Annotated in this window: 14 protein-coding genes; 5 read left to right on the top strand and 9 right to left on the bottom strand. The window is 71.2% G+C overall.

Going from position 1 to position 21,373, the window contains the following annotated elements:
• Positions 1-66 precede the first annotated feature (66 nt).
• Positions 67-2,820 carry a S8 family serine peptidase gene (locus HD601_RS35085; protein WP_184826836.1) on the top strand — a complete coding sequence of 918 codons (2,754 nt, stop codon included), beginning with the start codon at positions 67-69 and terminating at the stop codon, positions 2,818-2,820.
• 82 nt (positions 2,821-2,902) lie between these two features.
• Here the strand turns inward: HD601_RS35085 and glgB are convergent, their stop codons facing one another.
• Entirely contained in the window at positions 2,903-4,771 is a 1,869-nt protein-coding gene (glgB, locus tag HD601_RS25890) for a 1,4-alpha-glucan branching protein GlgB (protein ID WP_184826834.1), read from the bottom strand.
• A 63-nt stretch (positions 4,772-4,834) separates the two neighbouring features.
• On the opposite strand from glgB, the gene HD601_RS25885 reads away from it, so the two are divergent.
• Positions 4,835-5,863: a hypothetical protein gene (locus tag HD601_RS25885; RefSeq protein WP_184826832.1), complete on the top strand. Its 1,029-nt coding sequence runs from the start codon at positions 4,835-4,837 to the stop codon at positions 5,861-5,863.
• Between the two features lie 83 nt (positions 5,864-5,946).
• Positions 5,947-6,351, top strand: a complete 405-nt coding sequence (locus HD601_RS25880) for a PIN domain-containing protein (RefSeq protein ID WP_184826830.1) — start codon at positions 5,947-5,949, stop codon at positions 6,349-6,351.
• Positions 6,352-6,376: 25 nt separating this feature from the next.
• Here HD601_RS25880 and HD601_RS25875 read toward each other — a convergent pair whose 3' ends face one another.
• The 5 genes from HD601_RS25875 to HD601_RS25855 form a co-directional block, all read right to left on the bottom strand.
• A complete protein-coding gene (locus HD601_RS25875) occupies positions 6,377-6,649 on the bottom strand; it encodes a hypothetical protein (RefSeq protein WP_184826828.1) in 273 nt (90 codons plus the stop codon).
• A 9-nt stretch (positions 6,650-6,658) separates the two neighbouring features.
• Positions 6,659-8,698: a hypothetical protein gene (locus HD601_RS25870; protein WP_184826826.1), complete on the bottom strand. Its 2,040-nt coding sequence runs from the start codon at positions 8,696-8,698 to the stop codon at positions 6,659-6,661.
• Between the two features lie 46 nt (positions 8,699-8,744).
• Complete coding sequence (locus HD601_RS25865) at positions 8,745-10,160, bottom strand: maltokinase N-terminal cap-like domain-containing protein (protein WP_184826824.1); 1,416 nt, start codon at positions 10,158-10,160, stop codon at positions 8,745-8,747.
• A complete protein-coding gene (treS, locus tag HD601_RS25860; protein ID WP_184826822.1) occupies positions 10,157-11,881 on the bottom strand; it encodes a maltose alpha-D-glucosyltransferase in 1,725 nt (574 codons plus the stop codon). The genes HD601_RS25865 and treS overlap by 4 nt, the downstream gene beginning before the upstream one ends.
• A gap of 439 nt (positions 11,882-12,320) precedes the next feature.
• A complete protein-coding gene (locus HD601_RS25855) occupies positions 12,321-12,989 on the bottom strand; it encodes a DUF305 domain-containing protein (protein WP_184826820.1) in 669 nt (222 codons plus the stop codon).
• Positions 12,990-13,183: 194 nt separating this feature from the next.
• Here HD601_RS25855 and HD601_RS25850 point away from each other — a divergent pair, with 194 nt between their 5' ends.
• Positions 13,184-14,686 carry an LVIVD repeat-containing protein gene (locus tag HD601_RS25850; RefSeq protein WP_184826818.1) on the top strand — a complete coding sequence of 501 codons (1,503 nt, stop codon included), beginning with the start codon at positions 13,184-13,186 and terminating at the stop codon, positions 14,684-14,686.
• A 120-nt stretch (positions 14,687-14,806) separates the two neighbouring features.
• Positions 14,807-17,356: an alpha-glucan family phosphorylase gene (gene glgP / locus HD601_RS25845; RefSeq protein ID WP_184826816.1), complete on the top strand. Its 2,550-nt coding sequence runs from the start codon at positions 14,807-14,809 to the stop codon at positions 17,354-17,356.
• Between the two features lie 47 nt (positions 17,357-17,403).
• Here glgP and HD601_RS25840 read toward each other — a convergent pair whose 3' ends face one another.
• The 3 genes from HD601_RS25840 to glgX all read right to left on the bottom strand — a co-directional run bounded on the left by HD601_RS25840 (position 17,404) and on the right by glgX (position 21,325).
• Positions 17,404-18,483, bottom strand: coding sequence for an endonuclease domain-containing protein (locus HD601_RS25840; protein WP_184826814.1), 1,080 nt, complete (start codon positions 18,481-18,483; stop codon positions 17,404-17,406).
• 116 nt (positions 18,484-18,599) lie between these two features.
• Positions 18,600-19,085, bottom strand: a complete 486-nt coding sequence (locus HD601_RS25835) for a COG4315 family predicted lipoprotein (RefSeq protein ID WP_221441309.1) — start codon at positions 19,083-19,085, stop codon at positions 18,600-18,602.
• An 89-nt stretch (positions 19,086-19,174) separates the two neighbouring features.
• Positions 19,175-21,325 carry a glycogen debranching protein GlgX gene (gene glgX, locus HD601_RS25830; RefSeq protein WP_184826810.1) on the bottom strand — a complete coding sequence of 717 codons (2,151 nt, stop codon included), beginning with the start codon at positions 21,323-21,325 and terminating at the stop codon, positions 19,175-19,177.
• Positions 21,326-21,373 lie beyond the last annotated feature (48 nt).

Genomic DNA, 21,373 nt, shown 5'->3' with positions numbered 1-21,373 from the left:
GTTACGGGGCAACCCCGTCCGACCGGCGGGGCCTTGTCATGCCGTACGACTGAACGAGGAGCGCCGATGACACGACCATCGAGAGCGCCGGGGAGGCGGGCCGCTACCGCGGCCGCTGCCGCATTGGCACTGGCCACGGGGACGCTCGGAACCGTGGCCGCCGGCTCCGCCGCGCCCGCGACCGGTGCCGGCGACGACGGCTACCTGGGCTCCCTCTCGGAGCTGGCCGGCCTGCCCGAGCCCACCGACGAGCTGATCCACGAGCCCACCGGCGCCTGGTTCGTCGAGCTGACCGCGAAGCCCGTGGCCGACGGCGGCAGCCGTGCGGCGGCCGAGCGGCAGCAGGACCGGTTCCTCGCGCAGGCCGACGCCATGGGCGCTGACGTGGACGTTCGCTACACCTACGACCGGCTGTGGAACGGCCTGTCGGTGTCGGCGTCCGAGACCGACATCAGCCGGCTGGCCGGCTCCGCCGAGGTCGCCGCGGTGTACCCCGTCGTCACCGTCGACGCGCCCGACCCCGCCGCGACGGAGCCCGCCATGGACTCCGCGCTGGGCATGACCGGCGCCGACGTCGCGCAGAGCGAGCTCGGCTTCACCGGCGACGGCCTCCGGGTCGCCGTCATCGACACCGGCATCGACATCGACCACCCGGACCTCGGCGGTGGCGGTACGCCCGGCGGGACGGCGTTCCCGACCGGCCGCGTCGTGGCCGGCTACGACTTCGTCGGCGACGACTACAACGCCGACGACACCTCGGCCGCCTATCAGCCGGTCGCCAGCCCCGACGACAACCCGGACGACTGCAATGGACACGGCAGTCACGTCGCCGGGATCGTCGGTGCGAGCGGCGACAGCGCGGCCGGCGGCGTGCTCGGCGTGGCCCCGGACGTCGAGTTCGGCGCCTACCGCGTGTTCGGCTGCGGCGGCTCGACGACGTCGGACATCATCCTCGCCGCGCTCGAGCGGGCGCACGCCGACGACATGGACGTCGTGAACATGAGCCTCGGCGCCGGGTTCGTCACCTGGCCGGAGTACCCGACGGCGACGGCGAGCGACGCGCTCGTCGACGAGGGCGTGGTCGTCGTCGCCTCCATCGGCAACAACGGCGCGGCCGGCACCTGGTCCGCGGGCGCCCCCGGTGTCGGCGAGAAGGTCATCGGCGTCGCGTCGTTCGACAACACCGAGTACGACGCGCGGATGTTCACCGTCACCCCCGACGGCCGCGAGTTCGGCTACGCCGAGGCGACCGGGTCGCCGTCGGCGCCGACGGAGGGGAGCCTTCCGCTGTCGCGCACCGGCACCCCGGACTCGACCGCGGACGCCTGCACGGCCACCGGCGCCCTGCCGGACCTCAGCGGCACCGTCGCGCTGGTCGAGCGCGGCACCTGCCCGTTCTACGAGAAGGCGCGCAACGCCCAGGAGGCCGGGGCCGCCGCCGTCATCCTCTACAACAACGTGCCCGGTGCGCTCTCGCCGACGGTGGCCCCGCCGTCGCCGGCCGACCCGCCGATCACCGTCCCCGTCGTCGCGCTGTCCCAGGACGACGGCATCGAGCTGGACGGCCGCATCGCCGCCGGCGACGCGGTGCTGACCTGGACCGACGAGACGACCACCATCGAGAACACGACCGCCGGGCTGATCTCGTCGTTCAGCTCCTACGGCATGGCGTCGGACCTGTCGCTGAAGCCGGACCTGGGCGCGCCGGGCGGGCTGATCCGCTCGACCTACCCGCTCGAGGGCGACGGGTACGCCGTCATCTCCGGCACCTCCATGGCGTCGCCGCACGTGGCCGGCGCGGTCGCCCTGCTGCTGCAGGCGCACCCGGGCTTGACGCCGGCGCAGGTCCGCGACGTGCTGCAGAACAGCGCCGACCCGGCCGACTGGTCGCTGGTCCCCGACGCCGGGTACCTCGAGCCGGCGCACCGGCAGGGTGCGGGCATGCTCGACATCGACGACGCGATCCTGTCGCCCGTCGCCGTGGCGCCGGGCAAGCTGTCGCTCGGCGAGAGCGAGGCGGGCGCCGCTGTTCGGACGCTGACCCTGACGAACGACGGCGACACCGCGGTCACGTACGAGCTGTCGCACGCCGACGGCATCACCACCGCGGGTGCGCCGAACAACCCGTCGTTCTTCGAGGGCGGCGCCACGGTGGCGTTCTCGGCGCCGTCGGTGACGGTGCCGGCCGGTTCGTCCGCGACGGTGGACGTGACGGTGACCGCGCCGGCCGAGCCCGTGCTGGGCCAGTACGGCGGCTGGGTCGTCCTGACCCCGGCCGACGGTCAGCCGCTGCGGGTGCCGTTCGCCGGGTTCACCGGCGACTACCAGCAGCTGCCGATTCTCACCGACGCCGGAGCCGGGCTGCCCGCGCTCGGCGACGTCACGGCCTGCCAGCGCTACGTTGGCGTCAACTGCACCATGGGCGGCCAGTTCGCGCTGCTGCCCGACGGCGCGACGTTCACCATGACCGAGGGCGACTACCCGGTCGTCCTGGCGCACCTCGAGCACGCCGCGCAGAACGTGTCGCTGCAGCTCTTCCACGCCAAGGCCGACGGCACGGCGGGGCGCCCGTACGCGGGTGGCCGGCTGAACACCGTCCTCTCCGAGGACTACGTCGGGCGCAGCGGCGCGGCGACCGCGTTCAACGCCTACACCTGGGACGGCACCCGGCCGCGCGGCACCGGCAGCGACCGGCGGGTCGAGGTGCCCGACGGCCGCTACGTGCTGCGGCTGACGGCGACCAAGCCGCTCGGCGACCCGTCGAACCCGGCCCACGTCGAGACCTGGGACACGCCGGTCATCACCGTCGACCGGGGCTGACCCCGGCGGCGTAGGACGAGGGCGCCGTCACCCCATTCCCCGGGGGTGACGGCGCCCTCTGCCGACGGCGGGGAGTGCGGGGTCAGGCGGGGCGGAGCCAGAGGGTGCCGAGCGGCGGGACCCGCAGCTCGGCCGACGCGGGCCGGCCGTGCCAGGGCTGCTCGACGGCGGTGACCTCGCCGAGGTTGCCGACCCCGGAACCCCCGTACAGCTCCGCGTCGGTGTTCAGGACCTCCTGCCACGGGCCGGCGTGCGGCAGTCCGACCCGGTAGCCCTCGTGCGGCAGCGCCGAGAAGTTCGCCACGCAGACCAGCAGCTCGCCGTCGGGGCCGTGGCGCAGGAACGAGAACACGTTGCCGGGGGCGTCGTTGGCGTCGATCCACTCGAAGCCGGCCGGGTCGTTGTCGAGTGCCCAGAGCTCCGGCGCGACCCGGTACATACCGTTCAAGTCGGTGACCAGCCGTTGCAGGCCCGCGTGCGCCGGTCGGTCGAGCAGCCACCACTCGATCTCGTGCGACTCGGCCCACTCGGACTCCTGGCCGAACTCGCAGCCCATGAAGAGCAGCTGCTTGCCCGGGTGCGCCCACATGAAGGCGTAGAACGCGCGCAGGGTGGCCAGTTGCTGCCAGCGGTCGCCGGGCATCTTGCCGAGCAGCGACCCCTTGCCGTGCACGACCTCGTCGTGGGAGAGGGGGAGGATGAAGTTCTCGCTGAACGCGTACATCATCGAGAACGTCATCTGATGGTGGTGGTACTGGCGGTGAATCGGGTCGCGCGACAGGTAGGCCAGCGAGTCGTGCATCCAGCCCATGTTCCACTTCAGCCCGAACCCGAGGCCGCCGAGGTGGGTGGGACGGGTGACGCCCGGCCAGGCGGTGGACTCTTCGGCGACGGTGACGATGCCCGGCACCGAGCGGTACGCCGTCGCGTTGGTCTCCTGCAGGAACGCGATGGCGTCGAGGTTCTCGCGGCCGCCGTGCGAGTTGGGCAGCCAGGCGCCCTCGGGCCGCGAGTAGTCGAGGTAGAGCAGGGAGGCGACGGCGTCGACCCGCAGACCGTCGATGTGGTACTCCGTCAGCCAGTACAGCGCGTTGGCCACCAGGAAGTTGCGCACCTCGGGCCGGCCGTAGTCGAAGACGTAGGTGCCCCAGTCGGGGTGCTCGCCGCGGCGCGGGTCGGCGTGCTCGTAGAGCGGCGTGCCGTCGAAGCGGGCCAGTGCCCAGTCGTCGCGCGGAAAGTGCGCCGGCACCCAGTCGAGCAGCACGCCGATGCCGGCCTGGTGCAAGGTGTCGACCAGGTACTTGAAGTCGTCGGGGTGGCCGAACCGCGACGTCGGCGCGTAGTAGGACGTCACCTGGTAGCCCCACGACCCGCCGAACGGGTGCTCGGCGACGGGGAGCAGCTCGACGTGCGTGAAGCCCAGCTCGGTGACGTACGCGGCCAGCTCGGCGGCGAGCTCGCGGTAGGACCGTCCGCGCCGCCACGACCCCAGGTGCACCTCGTACACCGACATCGGGTGCGCGTGCGCCGAGCTGGGACGTTGTGCCAGCCAGACCTCGTCGTTCCACTCGTAGCCCGAGCGGTGGACGATGGACGCCTGGGCGGGCGGGACCTCGGTGCGCAGCGCCATGGGGTCGGCCTTGTCGCGCCAGTGGCCGTCGGCGCCGTGGACCTTGTACTTGTACAGCGCGCCGTCGCCGATGCCCGGGACGAACAGCCCCCACACGCCGCCTCCCACCGGCGTCATGGCGTGCCGGCCGCCGTCCCAGCCGTTGAACTCGCCCGCCACCTGCACCAGCCGGGCGTTGGGCGCCCAGACGGTGAACGCGGTGCCCTCGACGTCGTCGATGGTCGTGACCCGCGCCCCCAGCACCTCCCAGAGCCGCTCGTGCCGGCCCTCGCCGATGAGGTGGAGGTCGACCTCACCCAGGAGTCGCTGCGCGTCGATCATCCGTCGAGCCTATCGGGCCGCGCTGCCCGGCTCGGTGCGGTCGCACGGGTACGGTTGGGTCTCGTGCGTCCTGTGCGAGTGACGGCGGTCCTGGCCGCGATCCTGTTGGCGGCGACGGCGGCCGGGTGCGACGGTGGTGGCGACGACCCCGGCGACGAACCGAGCCCGACGCCGTCCAGCCTGCCCGCCGCCGCCGAGGGCCGGCTGAGCCGCATCATGGGCGACGGCAGCGGCGAGTCGCTGACGCAGGCGCAGGCGGTGCCCGGCACCCCGCTCCGGTTGCCGGTGTTCCTCACCGAGGGCCGCGACGGCGACCTCGTCGGCAGCCAGTGGGGGCGCGGCCTGTTCGACCTCGCCCCGGACGGCCTCGCCCGGCCCCTGACCGACGACGACCAGGACCCGTGGCACGTGCCGGTCACCGTGCTGGCCGGCGACGAGCACCTGCTGGCGCTGGCCGACGACAACGCGGAGGCCAGGCTGGGCACGATCAGCCTCGACGACGGCGAGTTCACCGAGGTCGCCACGCTGACCGACCAGGTCGAGAACGTGCCCGTGTCGGCCCTGCTCGAGCTGCCCGACGGCATCCACGTCCAGTGGGCCGGCACCTGGTGGCGGGTCGACGGCGACGCCGACGACCCCACCGGCGTGGAGCAGCTGACGCCCCCGGTCGAGGGCATCATCGCCAGCGCCCGCACCGCCTCCGGGGTCGCCGTCCTCACCCCGGCCGAGCTGGTGCTGCTCGACGAGTCGCTGCAGGAAACCGCCCGCACCCCGTGGTCGATCCCCGCGGAGCTCTCCGGGCAGTCCGTCACGGCCGTCACCGGCGACGGCGGCGACGGGCTGTTCGTCGGCACCGGCATCCCCGGGTCGCGCGGCGGCGGCCTGCTGCACGTCACGGCCGACGGCGTCGACCTGCTCGCCGCCGGCGTGGCGCCCGACGGCGACGACCCCGACTGCGACAACGCCGACCAGCCCGCCCTCGAGGCGCACCTGGGCTTCGTGGCGGCGCTCGTCGTCTGGCAGGACCGGCTGATCGTGGCCGACGACAGCTGCAGCAGCCTGCTGCAGCTCCCGCTTCCCGCCGCCGGCTGAACGCACTCTGCGACCGAATGTCGCAAAGTGCCGGTGTCGCTGACCGATGATGAGATCGTGTCGGCGATCCACGAGGGCCGGCGGTGACGGCCGGCGTCGTCGTCGATGCGTCGGTCCTGATCAGGGCGCTGGCCGAAGACCCGGGCGATGAACTGCTCCGGCAGAGACTCGCCTCGGAGCGGAAGCTGCACGCTCCTGCCCATGTCGGAGTCGAGGTGCTCAACGGGATTCGGGGCCTGACCATCGGCGGCAAGCTCACCGAGACCCGTGCGCGCCGCGCACTCGAGGACTTCGTCGACCTGCCGATCACGCGGTACGCGGTGGAGACGATGGCCGCTCGGGTTTGGCAGTCGAGGCACAACTTCAATGCCTATGACGGCGCCTACGTGGCCCTCGCGCAGGCGCTCGATGTGCCGCTGTTGACCCGGGACCGCAAGATCGCCGACACGGCTCCTTCGGACGTCGAGGTACTGCTCCACCCGGCGTGATGCCAGGCGCCCGTCACCCGGCCCGTCAGTTCGGGCCGGGGCTCGCGCTCTCGGCCTGCCAGCGGGCGGCGTTGGAGCGGGCCGTCCGCATGGCCTCGTCGAGCGGGGTGCCGAGGCTGTTGGTCGCGTCGGTGGCGAACCCGTTGAAGTCGGTCTCCCAGTCGTCGGCCTTGGAGCCGGTCCACGTCTGGTCGCCGACGAGGTCGCGGATGGCCTGGATGGCCTCCTCGATGTCGGTGGCGGCACCGCTGACGATGCTCATCGCCTCGTTGCACTCTTGAACGTAGGGAATGGCCATGACCGGCTCCTACTTCGGCTCGGTGAAGCGGTCGTCATTGGGGGCGAAGACACCGGTGGCGTCGCGGAAGCCGTCGGGCGCCCCATTGGCGATCTGTGCCTGGTCGGCCGGCAGTTGGCTCCACCACCGGTCGAACGCGGCCTGCTCGGCGTCGTTGCGCGGCGAGATGACACCGTCGTGCACGAACGGCGCATCGGGCGGCAGCGGATAGGCGCCGGAGTTCACGTAGCCCTGGGCGACGTAGGTGCGCATGTCGGCGATGTCGGTGGTCATCTCGTACTGGACGTCGCTCTCGACCTGTTGGGCGGCGTCGGTGGGGAAGAGGTTCTCCTTCTGCGAGCCGCCCACCGCCGTGGCGAGGTCGCGGAGGAAACTGGCCGCCTCGAAGGCGGCATCGGCGCCCTCGCCGGCAATGGGGATGGCCTCGAGGATGTCCTTGGTGACATCGAAGTAGATCTGGTTCTGCTTGTTCGCCGCGTCGCGCGCCTCGGCCTCGGTGAACTCCTGGTCGGCGAAGACGATGGACGTCATGCCGTTGAGGAAGCCGTATTGGCGCAGCAGGTCGGGGTTGCTGTCGGGGTGGCGCGAGAGGATCTCGGCGGAGGCCTGCAGCTGCCCCTGGACGGCGCCGCGGAACGCGCCGGCGGCCTCCGGGTCGGTCATGAACGACTTGAGGAATCCGTTCATGACGACGGTGTTGGTAGAGACGTAGAAGCCGTTGCCGTCACGAACGACCTCGTTGATGTCGGCGTCGGGCTGGCCGGTCGAGGCGGCCATGTCGGGGGCGTAGGTGGAGCCGACCACTGCCATCGCTCGTGCCAGCGACGGCGGCATCTCGGGCCACTGCTCCTTCTGGTAGTCGTTGCGCTCGCGCTGGGTGAAGTCGTAGCCGGCCTGGAAGACGTTGGCCGCCGCCTGCGCGGACTGCTCGCCCTGCTCGGGCCCGCGGTCCTGGGTGCCGGCGATGAGCACGCTGGCCGCCGGGCCGCTGTCGTCGTGGCCGCCCGGCCCCGGGGTCTGCCAGTCGTAGTCGACCAGCCGCTGCGCGTTCTCGAGGCCGTCGGACCCCGTGAGCAGCAGCCGGCTGGCCTCGGGGTTCTGCCCGGTCCGGTTGAGGATGGAGTTGACCGGGTCGAACTGCTGCATGAGCTCGATGCCGCGGCTGGCCTCGTCGGCGTCGGCAGAGATGTAGCTGACGTTGATGCCGAGCTTCTCCCACCAGGCGTTGTCGGGCTGCACATAGCCGCCGGGGACGTAACTGGTGCCCGCCACCCCGCCTGGGCTGTAGCCGGGCCGGGGCGGGTCGTTGTCCTCGCGCCACTGCAGCGCGTTGTCGGCGACGGTGCGCAGGAAGGTGGAACCGTACTGGTCGCCGCCCGGCCCGTACATCATCATGATGCCGTTCTGCAGCGTGTTGTCGACCGAGCTCAGCGGGTCGAGCGCGCCGTCGACCAGGGCGACCTGACCGCCCTCGCTGAACCGGCTGACCGCCGCGACACCGGTGCTGAACAGGCGCAGGCGGTTCTGGTTCTGGTCCGACGGCGGCACGCCCTGCTCGACGATCTGCCGGTTCATGGTGGTGATGACCTGGGCGCCGCCGGCGTTGAAGAACGCCTGCAGGTAGGCGGGGTCGTCGGCGTGGGCCTCCATGGCCTCGGCGGCCTCGCGCTGGGCCTCGTCGCGCTGGGCGGGGTCGTCGCTGTTCATCATGGCGGTGAGGTCGGCGGCGTCGCGCGCGCCCTCGCGCGCCATGTCCTGGTCAGTGACCTCGAACGGCACGGCGAACATGGTCGAGTCACTGCCCGTCGGCCGGAACGCCGGCTGATTGGCGGCGGTGGCGGCGAGGTCTGCGCGGTCGAACATGGGGCCCCACTGGTCGTCGAGCCAGTCGGCCAGCGCGGTGAGCTTCGCGCCGCTGAACGTGGCGTCCCAGCCGTCGAGGCCGTTGACGATGGTGGGGGTCTTCTCGCGGACAGTGGTGGCCGCTGCCTGCAGCTTCCGGGCCAGGTCGCGCAGTCGTTCCGGGTTCACCGACACGTACTCGGTCATCCACGCTCCTCAGGTGTCAGGTGCCCGGGAAGAGCGTACCGGGTGGTCAGGAGGTCTGCGCGAGACGCTCCACGGCCGCGAGCGGGATGGGCAGCCAGCTGGGCCGGCGGCGCGCCTCGAAGACGACCTCGTAGACGGCGGTGTCGGTCTCATAGGCCGCCAGCAGCTCGAGGTCGCCGCGAGGGTCGAGCTGCGCCGCCGACGCGTAGCCGTTGCAGAACGCCTCGCTGTTGCGCTCGGTCCACTCCTGCGCGCGGTAGAGGACCTGCTCGTGCGCGGGGTCCTCGGGCGGGTGGTCGCTGACGACGAGGTGCAGCGCGGCGTAGTCGAACGAGCGCAGCATCTGGGCGATGTCGCGCAGCGGCGAGTGCATGGCCCGCCGCTCCGCGACCGGCGCCATCAGCTCGCCCTCGAAGTCGACCAGCTTCCAGCCCAGGACCGTGCGCAGCACCTGTCCGAGGTGGTAACTGCCGTGGATGCGCTGGACGGGGACCGGCTCGGTGCGCGTGCGCAGGACGTCGTAGTGCGCGCGCAGGCCGGCGGCGAACGGCTCGAGCTCGGGCACCAGCGAGACGGCGCGCTCGAGCCGGCCCGTCATGGCGTCGGCGAGGCCCTGGAGGTCCGACGGCGACATGGTGCCGGTAGGCAGCACCTCGGCCAGCGTCTCGTGCACGCGCGCCGTCGCCATGCCCAGGCGGTACGCCTCGGCCGCGAAGTCGCCGCCCACCTCGTCGGCGTGCAGGTCGCCCTCGGCGTAGAGGTCGCGCACGCTCGCCGTGGCCAGCGCCCAGCCGTCGGACGCCGTGGTGAGGTAGCCGCGCAGCATCGCCAGACTGCCGGTCGGGCTGCCCGCCGGGCTGGCGCCGTCGTCGTCGCCGGTCCAGTCGCCGTCGATCCAGCCGAGCAACGGGGCGACCAGGGTGCAGCCGGCGTCGCTGAGCGCCTCGTGCAGCTCGACGTCGGGGTTGAGGCCGGGGAAGACGCGGCGGAACACCTTGAGCAGCGCGGCGTCGCCGTAGGCGAGGCTGGTGTTGTGGTGGTCGCCGGGCAGCACCAGCGACTGGTCGCCGAACGGCACCTTGACGTCGGGCCGCACGTGGAAGCGCAGGCCGTCGAGCGCCGGGGCGTCGTCGGCGAAGTGCGCCAGCAGGGCGGCCGTCGCCTCCTTGTCGTGCAACGCGTCGTACACGTGGCCCTCGGCGGTGCGCCCCAGGTGCACGTGGTCGAGCCGGTCGGAGCGCTCGGCGTGGATCGACAGCGGCACCTGGTAGACATCGGCTCCGTCGTCGTGCGTGACCTCGGCCAGCAGGTGCCACACCCGTGGCTCGGCGTCGTGCAGCAGCGTCGCCGCCACCGGCCGGACGTCGAGCGTGCCGGTGCGCGCGCCGGTGAACCAGTGCTGGTGGCGCAGCCACTCGGGCAGCAGCGCCACCGCCTCGGACAACCCCTGGTCGCCGATCACGGCATCGACTCCTCCGGCAGCTTGGCCAGCCGGAACCAGTAGAACCCGTGCGAGCCCAGCGTGAGCAGGTACGGAAGCTCGCCGATGGTGGGGAAGCGCACGCTGCCGAGCAGTTCGACCGGCTGCATGCCCTCGTACCGGCGCAGGTCCAGCTCGACCGGCTGCGGGAAGCGGGACAGGTTGTTCACGCACAGCACGATGTCGTCGCCGAACGTGCGCACGTAGGCGAGCGCCGTCGGGTTCGACCCGCCGAGGTCGACGAAGTCGCCCAGCCCGAACGCCGGGTTCTGCTTGCGGACCTCGACCATGCGCTGGGTCCAGTGCAGCAGCGACGACTTGTTCGCCAGCTGCGACTCGACGTTGGTGACCTGGTAGCCGTAGACGGCGTCCATGACGACCGGGAGGTCGAGCCGGCCCGGGTCGGCGGTGGAGAACCCGGCGTTGCGGTCGGGCGTCCACTGCATGGGGGTGCGGACGGCGTCGCGGTCGCCCAGCCAGATGTTGTCGCCCATGCCGATCTCGTCGCCGTAGTAGAGGACCGGCGAGCCCGGCAGCGACAGCAGCAGCGCGTTGAACAGCTTGATCTGGTTCATGTCGTTCTCGAGCAGCGGCGCGAGACGCCGGCGGATGCCCAGGTTGGCCTTCATCCGCGGGTCCTTGGCGTACTCGGACCACATGTAGTCGCGCTCTTCGTCGGTGACCATCTCGAGCGTGAGCTCGTCGTGGTTGCGCAGGAACACACCCCACTGGCAGCCCGACGGGATCTGCGGCGTCTGGGCCATGATTTCGCTGATGGGGTAGCGCGACTCGCGCCGCACCGCCATGAAGATGCGCGGCATGACGGGGAAGTTGAACGCCATGTGGCACTCGTCGCCGCCGACGTCGGGGTCGCCGAAGTACTCGACGACCTCGCTGGGCCACTGGTTCGCCTCGCACAGCAGGACGGTGTCGGGGAACTCGTCGTCCATGACCTTGCGCACCTTCTTCAGGAAGGCGTGGGTCTCGGGCAGGCTCTCGCCGTTGGTCCCCTCCTTCTCGTAGAGGTACGTGACGGCGTCGAGCCGGAACCCGTCAACCCCGAGCCGCAGCCAGAACCGGACGACGTCGAGCATCGCCTCGTGGACGGCCGGGTTCTCGTAGTTGAGGTCGGGCTGGTGACTGAAGAAGCGGTGCCAGAAGTACTGCTTGCGCACCGGGTCGAACGTCCAGTTGGACGCCTCGGTGTCGCTGAAGATGATGCGCACGTCCGGGTAGCCGGTGTCGTCGTCGGCCCACACGTAGAAGTCGCCGAACGGGCCGTCGGGGTCCTCGCGCGAGGACTGGAACCACGCGTGCTGGTCGCTGGTGTGGTTCATGACGAGGTCGGTCATGACCCGCATGCCCCGGCTGTGCGCGGCGGCGACGAACTGCGAGAAGTCCTCGAGCGTGCCGAACTCGGGCGCCACGTCCATGTACGCGGCGACGTCGTAGCCGCCGTCACGCAGCGGCGACGGGAAGAACGGCGGGAGCCACAAGCAGTCGACGCCCAGCCACTGCAGGTAGTCGAGCTTCTGCGTCAGGCCCTTGAGGTCGCCCAGGCCGTCGCCCTGGGAGTCGTAGAACGACCGCACCAGGACCTCGTAGAAGACGGCACGCTTGAACCACTCGGGGTCGGTTCCGCGCGAGGGCAGCACCCAGCCGTGCCGCTCGGCCTGCGCGACCGGCGGCCGCGACTCGCTCATGGCCGACACCATTCGATGGTAAGGGCGGTGGGGACGGCGGCCCCAGTGCCCGCTTGCGCCGGACGGCGGGCCGGCGCGGTCGGTTCGCTACGCACGATGACCTCTCGTGACGTCGTGGTCGGAATGGGCGGAATGTGCTGGCGAGTGATCAGCTGAGTGAGCCGATGCGAGTAACGCGGAGGTGTCGCTGACGTTTCGTGGCGGGGTGTGCCCGGCGAATGTTATGCGGACGTGCGCGCTGTGGTCCAACCACTTCGCCGGACCCGCCGGGCGGGGGTGGTGGGAACCGGCGGCGCTGCCGGCTCCGGGGGTTCTGACCTGCGGTGATGCGGTCCGGCGACGCCGGCGGTTCGCTGTGGGCGAAGGCGCCCGGCGGGCACCCGATGGGCAGGTTCATCCCATTGTTCATACCTGCTCCGGCGCGATGCAAACGGCCCCGTCACAGACTGTCGAGGATCTCCCGCATCCGGCCGATCTCCGCGCCCTGGGTGACGCTGACGTCCGTGGCCATCTCGACCGCGAGCTGGTCCGTACCTTCCACGATCATCGGGTCGGCCATCTCGACCGCGCCGGCATGGTGCTGGCTCATGTAGGTGAGGAACAGCTCGTCGAACTCCGCGCCGGTGGTGTTCTCCAGTTGCTCCAGCTGGAGCGGGCTGATCATGCCGGGCAGAGCGTGGTCATGGGCGGCGTCGGCGGCCGGCACCGGCAATCCGCGCTGCTCGAGCCAGCTCTCGAGGGCGGTGATCTCCGGGCCCTGCCCGGCGACGATCCGGTCGGCCACCAGCACGACCCGGTCGTCCTGCGCGCGCTCCTGCGCCAGCTCGGCCATCTGCAGCGCCTGCCGGTGGTGCGGGATCATCTGCTCCACGAACCGGACGTCCAGCTCGCTGTAGCCGCCCTCGACGACCTCGAACTCCTCGCCCGGGGCGATGACGTCGGCGGTCTCGCCCGGCGCGCCAGGCGCGACGACGCGGGTGTCCGAGGTCGCCGTCGTCGTCGCCGCCGCGACGCCACGGTCGGTGGCGCCGTCGTCGCTGCAGCCGGCCAGCGCGAGCAGGGCGGCGGCCGCAGCTGTCGCCGTCAGGCCGATGGACACGCGCGGCATCGTTCCTCCTTGTGCCCGGGGACGGTCCGCCCCAGCGTACGGCCTGGTCCGGGCGGGTCCGATCTTGTCATCAACCGGACACGTCGATGTTTCGCAGGAATGTGACAGAAGTATGGCCAATCCCGTTGCTTGTCGTTATTGTCGCCCTTGACCTTGATCGGTCCCTGTCCTCTCTACCCCGGTGAGGTGTGCGCATGATCGGACATCGTTGGAGAAGGAGGGCCGCCGGCTTGGCCGTCGCCGCCCTGGTGAGTGGTGGTCTCGCCCTCACGTCGATCGGGACCTCCGCCGCCGACGACGGCGAGCTACTGCGCGAGTCGCAGAGCGAGGAGTGCGCCAACGCCGACGCCATCGCCGGCGCGGGCGACAACTTCGAGGAGAACTGCCTCACCGAGTCCGAGGTGGCGGAGATCGAAGAGTCGGTCGGCGCCGCGAGCATCCTGCCCGCTGGCGAGACGGCGGGCACCTCGAACCTCAGCCTGGTGTCGAACCTGCCCAAGACGGGCCCGTTCGCGACCACCAGCGCGCTCAACTCCGACCTGGCGTTCCAGGGCAAGTACGCGTTCGCGGGCAACTACAACGGGTTCACGGTCTACGACATCCGCAACCCGCGCAGCCCGCAGGCGGTGACCCAGGTGCTCTGCCCGGGCTCGCAGAACGACATCACCGTCTACGGTGACCTGCTCTTCCTGTCGACCGACTCGCCGCGCACGGACAACTCGTGCCAGAGCAGTGGCGGCTCGGTGGCCAACCCGGCCCACTGGGAAGGCATGAAGATCTTCGACATCAGCGACGTCCGCAACCCGCGGTACATCTCGGCGGTGCGGACCGACTGCGGCTCGCACACCCACACGCTGGTGCCGGGCGAGGACAGCGTCTACATCTACGTCTCGTCGTACGGCCCCAACGCCGCAGCGGCGTACTGCAAGCCGCCGCACGACAAGATCTCGATCATCGACGTGCCGCTGGACGCGCCCGAGGACGCCGCGATCGTGGCCACCCCGGTGCTGTTCCCGGACGCCGGCAACCAGGGCGGCAACACCGCCGGCTGCCACGACATCACCGCCTACCCGCACCTCGGCCTGGCCGCGGGTGCCTGCATGGGTGACGGTGTCGTGATCGACATCTCCGATCCGGTCGATCCGGTGGTGCTCGACCAGGTGCGAGACCCGAACTTCGCGTTCTGGCACTCGGCCACGTTCAACAACGACGGCACGTCGATCATCTTCACCGACGAGCTCGGCGGCGGCAGCGGCCCGACCTGCAACCCGACGGTCGGCCCGGTTCGCGGCGCCAACGCCATCTACACGTGGGACGGCGACTCGCTGGAGTTCGCCTCGTACTACAAGATCCCGCGTGAGCAGGCCAACACGGAGAACTGTGTGGCGCACAACGGCTCGCTGATCCCGGTGCCGGGCAAGGACATCTTCGTCCAGGCGTGGTACCAGGGCGGCATCTCGGTGTTCGACTTCACCGACCCGTACAACCCCACCGAGTTCGCCTGGTTCGACCGCGGCACGTTCGACGCCACCGGAACCATCGCCGGCGCGTGGTCGACGTACTACTACAACGGCTATATCTACTCCAACGAGATCCAGCGCGGCTTCGACGTCTTCAACCTCCGCGACCCGAGGGTCGCGCCGGCCAAGGGCGTGCGCTACGACGAGCTCAACACGCAGACTCAGCCCGAGTTCTGACGGGCGGCTGACGCCGTCGTACATCTGACGGACGACGAGCGGGCGGTGATCACCATGGTGGTCGCCGTCCGCTCGTCCGTCGGTAAGACCCCTGTAACGCTCAGCGGATAGCGTTGGCGCGTGCGCGCGATCCGACGACTCATGGTCCGAACCGTTCTTCCCGAGCCGCTCGCCGCGCTCGGCGACCTCGTCACGAACCTGCGATGGTCGTGGCACCAACCCACGCAGGATCTGTTCTCCGCCGTCGACCCGCGGCTGTGGGAGGAGGTCGGCCACGATCCCGTCCGGCTGCTCGGCGAGGTCACGCCCGAGCGGCTGGCCGAGTTGGCCGCCGACCCCGCGTTTCTCGGCCGGGTGCAGGCGACCCACGACGACCTGCAGCACTACCTGACCGAGGCGCGCTGGTACCAGGACCACGACGGCCGTGCGCCGCAGGGCGTGGCCTACTTCTCGCCGGAGTTCGGCATCACCCACGTGCTGCCGCAGTACTCCGGCGGCCTGGGCATCCTGGCCGGCGACCACCTCAAGGCCGCAAGCGACCTCGGCGTGCCGATCATCGGCGTCGGGCTGCTGTACCGGCACGGCTACTTCGTGCAGTCGCTGTCGCGCGAGGGCTGGCAGCAGGAGCGTTACCCCGTCGTCGATCCGGACAACCTGCCGCTGGTGCGGCTGCGCGAGGCCGACGGCACGCCCGCGCACATCACCGTCGGCATGCCCGGCGGCCGGGTGCTCACGGCGGCCGTGTGGGTGGCGCAGGTCGGCCGGGTGCCGCTGCTGCTGCTCGACTCCTACATCGACGACAACGGCCCGGCTGAGCGCGACGTCACCGACCGCCTCTACGGCGGCAGCCGCGAGCACCGTCTGCTGCAGGAGATGCTGCTGGGCGTCGGCGGCGTGCGGGCGGTCCGCGCGTACTGCCGCATCACCGGCACGGCCGCACCCGAGGTGTTCCACACCAACGAGGGGCACGCCGGCTTCCTCGGGCTCGAGCGCATCCGCGAGCTCGTCGAGGAGCGCGGCCTGACCTACGAGGCGGCGCTCGAGTTCACCCGGGCCGGCACCGTCTTCACCACGCATACGCCGGTGCCTGCCGGCATCGACCGGTTCCCCATGGACCTCGTGAAGCAGCACTTCGGCGGCGACAACGCCAGCCCGGGCCTCGCCGTCGAGCAGATCCTCGCGCTGGGTGCCGAGGACTACGAGGGCGGCGACCCGTCGGTGTTCAACATGGCGGTCATGGGGCTGCGGCTCTCGGCCCGCGCCAACGGCGTCAGCACCCTGCACGGCGAGGTCAGCCGCGGCATGTTCGCCGGGCTCTGGCCGTCGTTCGACGAGCGCGAGGTGCCCATCGGCTCCATCACCAACGGCGTGCACGCGCCCACGTGGGTGGCGCCGGAGATCCTGCGGCTCGAGGAGAAGGCCATCGCCGGCGGCGGCTGGAAGGACGCCACCGCAGCGGTCTCCGACGCCGACCTCTGGACCACGAAGCGGGCGCTGCGCCAGCGGCTGGTCGAGGCGGCGCGCACGCGGCTGCGCGACGCCTGGCGGGGGCGCGGCGCGTCCGAGGCCGAGCTCGGCTGGATCGACGACGTGCTCGACCCCGGCGTCCTGACCATCGGGTTCGCCCGCCGGGTGCCGTCGTACAAGCGGCTCACGCTGATGCTGCGCGACTCCGCCCGGCTCAAGGCGCTGCTGCTGCACGCTGAGCGGCCGGTGCAGTTCGTCATCGCGGGCAAGGCGCACCCGGCGGACGACGGCGGCAAGCGGATGATCCAAGAGATGGTGCGCTTCGCCGACGACCCCGAGATCCGGCACCGCATCGTCTTCCTGCCCGACTACGGCATCGCGATGGCGCAGGACCTCTACCCCGGCTGCGACGTGTGGCTGAACAACCCGCTGCGCCCGTACGAGGCCTGCGGCACGTCTGGCATGAAGGCCGCGCTGAACGCCGGGCTCAACCTGTCGATCCGCGACGGCTGGTGGGACGAGTGGTCCGACGGCGTCAACGGCTGGGACATCCCCTCCGCCGAGGGCGTCGACGACCCCGAGTACCGCGACTCCCTCGAGGCGACGGCGCTGTACGAGCTGCTCGAGAACGAGATCGGCCCGCGCTTCTACGACGTCGACGCCGACGACATCCCGCGCCGCTGGGTCGAGCAGCTGCGCCACACGCTGACGACTCTGGGGCCGAAGGTGCAGGCCACGCGCATGGTCCGCGATTACGTGGAGAACCTGTACCGGCCCGCGGCGGAGTCCAGCCGCTCCCTCAACTCCGACTTCGGCGGCGCGGTGTCCCTGGCCGACTGGAAGGAGCAGGTCCGCGCGGCCTGGCCCCAGGTCTCGATCGACCATGTCGAGACCACCGCCGTCGACACCTTCGAGCGCGGCCAGATCCTGCAGTTGCACGCCGTCGTCTCCCTGGGCTCGCTGACCCCGTCGGACGTGTCCGTGCAGGTGGTGCACGGTCCTGTCGACGACGGCGACAACCTGCGTGAGCCCGTGGTCACCCCCATGTCCATGAGCGAGCAGTCCGCCGACGGCTCCTACCGCTTCGACGGCGAGGTCCTGCTCGACCGGACGGGCGCCTTCGGCTACACCGTCCGCATCGTCCCCCAGCACCCACTGCTGGACGACGGCGCCGAACTCGGCCTGGCCGCCCTCCCTGCCTGAATGAGTGAGCGTCTACTGGGGCTATAGCGCCAGTAGACGCTCACCCATCACGACAGCCCGGCCAGGTAGGCGGCCTCGATCTCTCGCAGGACGGCGTCTGGCTCGCTTCGCAGCCGCGCGGGTGAGACTGGCAGCACTCGCCATCCGTAGGCGGCGTAGCGCGCGCGCCGCTCCTCGGTGCGCCGCGGTGCGTCACCGAAGCCGTGAAAGCTCCGGGAGTCGACCTCGACCACCAGCCGGGCCTCCGGCCAGCAGGCGTCCGGCACGATGCCCCGGTGGCCGGGCAACACCCGGTTCCAACGGGGTTCGGGTAGCAGCCGGCTGGTGAGCACGAGATCGCGCAGCTCGCATTCGGGCGCGGAGCGGCAGCCCGCCTCGATGTCCTGCATCGCGAGCCGGACCAGCGCGCCCCCGCGGCGCGGGGCGGCGGTGACCTCGGCGCCCAGGGCGGTGAGCGTGCACTGGCGCCGCTGCACGGTTTCGCACATGAGTGCGCGGACGTTGCGTAGCGCGAGGGCGCGGTGGTGTCCGGGCCGGTCCCAGCAGCGGGAGCAGCCGTTCTCACCGGGACAGACCGGACGCCAGTCCGGCGGCAGGTGCCTCCATCGGACCACTGTGTCGACGACCGCGCGAGCGGCGGGAGCGATGGGCACCACACCCGGAGACGCGGAGGGCGCGAGCGGATCGAGCTCCACGTCCAGCGGTGGCCCGCCGCGGCGCAGCGCAGTCATCCGGTCGTCGTCGATCCAGCGCTGGCTCTTCGGCAGCCGGCGGGTCCGGAGGGCACGGACGAAACCGTGGCTGCGCTGACCGCGGGTCCAGTCGACGAGCACGTCGATGTCGTCGGCGACGGGCGGGCCGTACTGCAGGCCGACCAGGTCGCAGGCCCAGGAGCCGGTGACCACGGCGTCCTCGCCGGCGAACAGGACCGCGGCCCGCAGACGGTGCAACGGCGTGAGTGGTCCGCTGAAGGTCGCGTACACGCCGGGCAGGACGCGCTGCCATGGCCCGCCGGGCCGGATCGCGTGCCGCAAGGCGTCCGCCGTCATGCCGGTGGCGAGCGCCTGCTGCCGGGTGATGAGACCGTCCTGGACCTGCGCGAGCGTCAGAGCGCGAATGTGGGACACGACGCGATCTTCCGCAACCAGAGCCGCGGAGGGAAGAGCGAATTCTGTACCTGTGGATAACCGATGGGTGAGCGTCCACTGGGGCTATGGCGCCAGTAGACGCTCACTCATAGCGGTCAGTAGGTGTAGCCGCCGCCGGTCTGGTCGCTGGACGGGGCGGAGCCGTCGGCGGTGACGGCGTGCCAGACGAAGTGGGTGCCCTGGAAGTCGTCCTCGAAGCCGTCGCCGGTGAAGGAGCCGGGGCCGGAGTCCTCCGCGAAGGTATAGAGCGGACTGCCGTCGAGTGTCAGCTGCTCGGTGCCGTCGGGGCGGTCGACCAGGCCGAACGTGCCGTCGACGCCGTCGACGGACGAGGGGAGGTCGGACTGCGTCGCGGCGACGGGCGGCCAGAAGTCGGTGCAGCCGTCGACGCAGGCGACGGTGCCGCTCGACTCGGCGTCGGTCATGTAGAGGGTGTTGCCGTCGGCGTCGGTGAGGACGGTCGCGAAGTCGGGGATCTCCCGGGTTCCGACGATCCCGTCGACGGTCTGCGTCTCCTCGCCACCCGACCCGGAGTCGGAGGACGTGGACGAGCCGCACGCGCTGAGTGCCAGCAGGGCCACGGCCGCGACGCCGATCAGGCGAGCGCGGCGGGACCCGGTGTGGAATGAAAGGTTCATACCAGTGGTACGAACTCACCACCCGGGGAGATTCAATCGATCACGCGCAACAGCAGTGAGCTGCGTTGCACCAGCGGCACCCGGGCGGCCGCCCGCAGACGCCGCCCGGCCGAACCAGCCCCCGCCGTGTCGACCACGACCTCGTACGACACCCCCCAGAACCGCCCCGGCAGCCGGACCTCCACATCCGAGGCCCCCGCGTGCACGTACAGCAGGAAGGAGTCGTCGAGGATCGGCTCGCCACGCACGCCGCGCGACCGGATGCCGGCGCCGTTGAGGTACATGCCCAGCGTGCGCAGGGATCCGTCGTGCCACTCGGTCTCGGTCATCTCGGTGCCCGACGGCGTGAACCAGGCGATGTCCTTGCGGCCGCCGGCGACGACCGGGACACCCTCGAAGAAGCGGCGCTGCCGGACGACGGGGTGGGCGCGGCGCAGGTCGAGCAGCGTGCGCACCAGCTCGCCCAGCTCGGGGTACTGCGCGGGCAGCGACCAGTCCATCCAGCTGATCTCGTTGTCCTGGCAGTACGCGTTGTTGTTGCCGCGCTGCGTCCGGCCCATCTCGTCGCCCGACAGCAGCATGGGCACGCCGGTGGACAGCAGCATGGTCGTCAGCATGTTCTTGACCTGACGGAGTCGCAGCGCGGCCAGCTCCGGGTCCGACGGCGTCGGGTCGCCTTCGACCCCGTGGTTCCACGACCGGTTGTCGTCGGTGCCGTCGCGGTTGTCCTCGCCGTTGGCCTCGTTGTGCTTGCGGTCGTAGGACACGAGGTCGCGCATGGTGAAGCCGTCGTGCGCGGTGACGTAGTTGATGGACGCGTACGGGCGGCGGCGGTCGTCGGCGTAGAGGTCGGAGGAGCCGGAGAGCCGGAAGGCGAGGTCGCGCACGCCGGCCGCCGCGCCGCGCCAGTGGTCGCGGACGGAGTTGCGGTAGCGGTCGTTCCACTCGGTCCACAGGTGCGGGAACTCGCCGACCTGGTAGCCGCCGGGCCCGACGTCCCACGGCTCGGCGATGAGCTTCACCTCGCGCAGCACCGGGTCCTGCCCGATGACCGTCATGAACGAGCCGAGCATGTCGACGTCGTGCATGGAGCGGGCCAGCGCCGACGCGAGGTCGAAGCGGAACCCGTCGACGTGCATCTCGCCGACCCAGTACCGCAGGGAGTCCATGACCAGGCCGAGCACCGCCGGGTGCGCGACCTTGAAGGTGTTGCCGGTGCCGGTGTAGTCGAGGTAGGCGGAGCGATCGGCGGGGTCGAGGTGGTAGTACGCCTCGTTGGCGATGCCGCGGTAGGCCAGCGTGGGCCCGCCGTCGCCCTGCTCGGCGGTGTGGTTGTAGACGACGTCGAGGATGACCTCGAGCCCGGCCTCGTGCAGCGCGCGGACCATGGCCTTGAACTCGTCGACCTGCTGGCCGCGGCTGCCCGCCGCCGAGTACGCGTTGTGCGGGGCGAAGAACGCCAGCGTGTTGTAGCCCCAGTAGTTCAGGGAGCCGCGGTGCAGGAAGTCGGGCTCGCTGACGTACTGGTGCACGGGGAGCAGCTCGACGGTGGTGATGCCGAGGCCGGTGAGGTACTCGAGTGCCGCCGGGTGGGCGAGGCCGGCGTAGGTGCCGCGCAGCTCGGCGGGGATGTCCGGGTGCGCCATGGTGAAGCCGCGCACGTGCGTCTCGTAGAGGACGGTCTCGGACCACGGCACGCGCGGGGGAGCGTCGCCGCGCCAGTCGAACGGGTGGACGTCGACCACTACCGACTTGGGGACGTACGGGGCGGAGTCGCGGTCGTCGCGGACGCGGTGGTCGCCGCCTTCGTCCATGGACGGGCGGACGTGGCCGTAGATGGCGGGGTGTGCCGTCAGGGCTCCGTCGACGGCGCGGGCGTACGGGTCGGTGAGCAGCTTGGCGGGGTTGAAACGGCGGCCGGTGGCGGGGTCCCACGGACCGTGCACCCGGAAGCCGTACCGCTGGCCCGCGCGCACGCCGGAGACCGCGCCGTGCCAGATGTCGAACGTGCGGTTGGGCAGCACCAAGCGGGTCTCGGTGTCGTCCTCGTCGAACAGGCAGACCTCGACCTGCTGCGCCTCGGGGGCCCAGAGGGCGAAATTCGTCGCCTCGGTGGCGTAGGTGGCACCCAGGGGGGTCCAGTGACCGGGCCAGGGCTCCCTCGCGACATCCACGCCGCGCATTCTTTCTCATTGAACCGACAAGCACCTCTTCCTCCAGGTGACGGTGGG

The sequence above is a fragment of the Jiangella mangrovi genome, assembly GCF_014204975.1.
Classification (GTDB): domain Bacteria; phylum Actinomycetota; class Actinomycetes; order Jiangellales; family Jiangellaceae; genus Jiangella; species Jiangella mangrovi.
The sequence above is the reverse complement of the archived record's forward strand: the minus strand, read 5'-3'. Positions and strand labels throughout refer to the sequence as shown.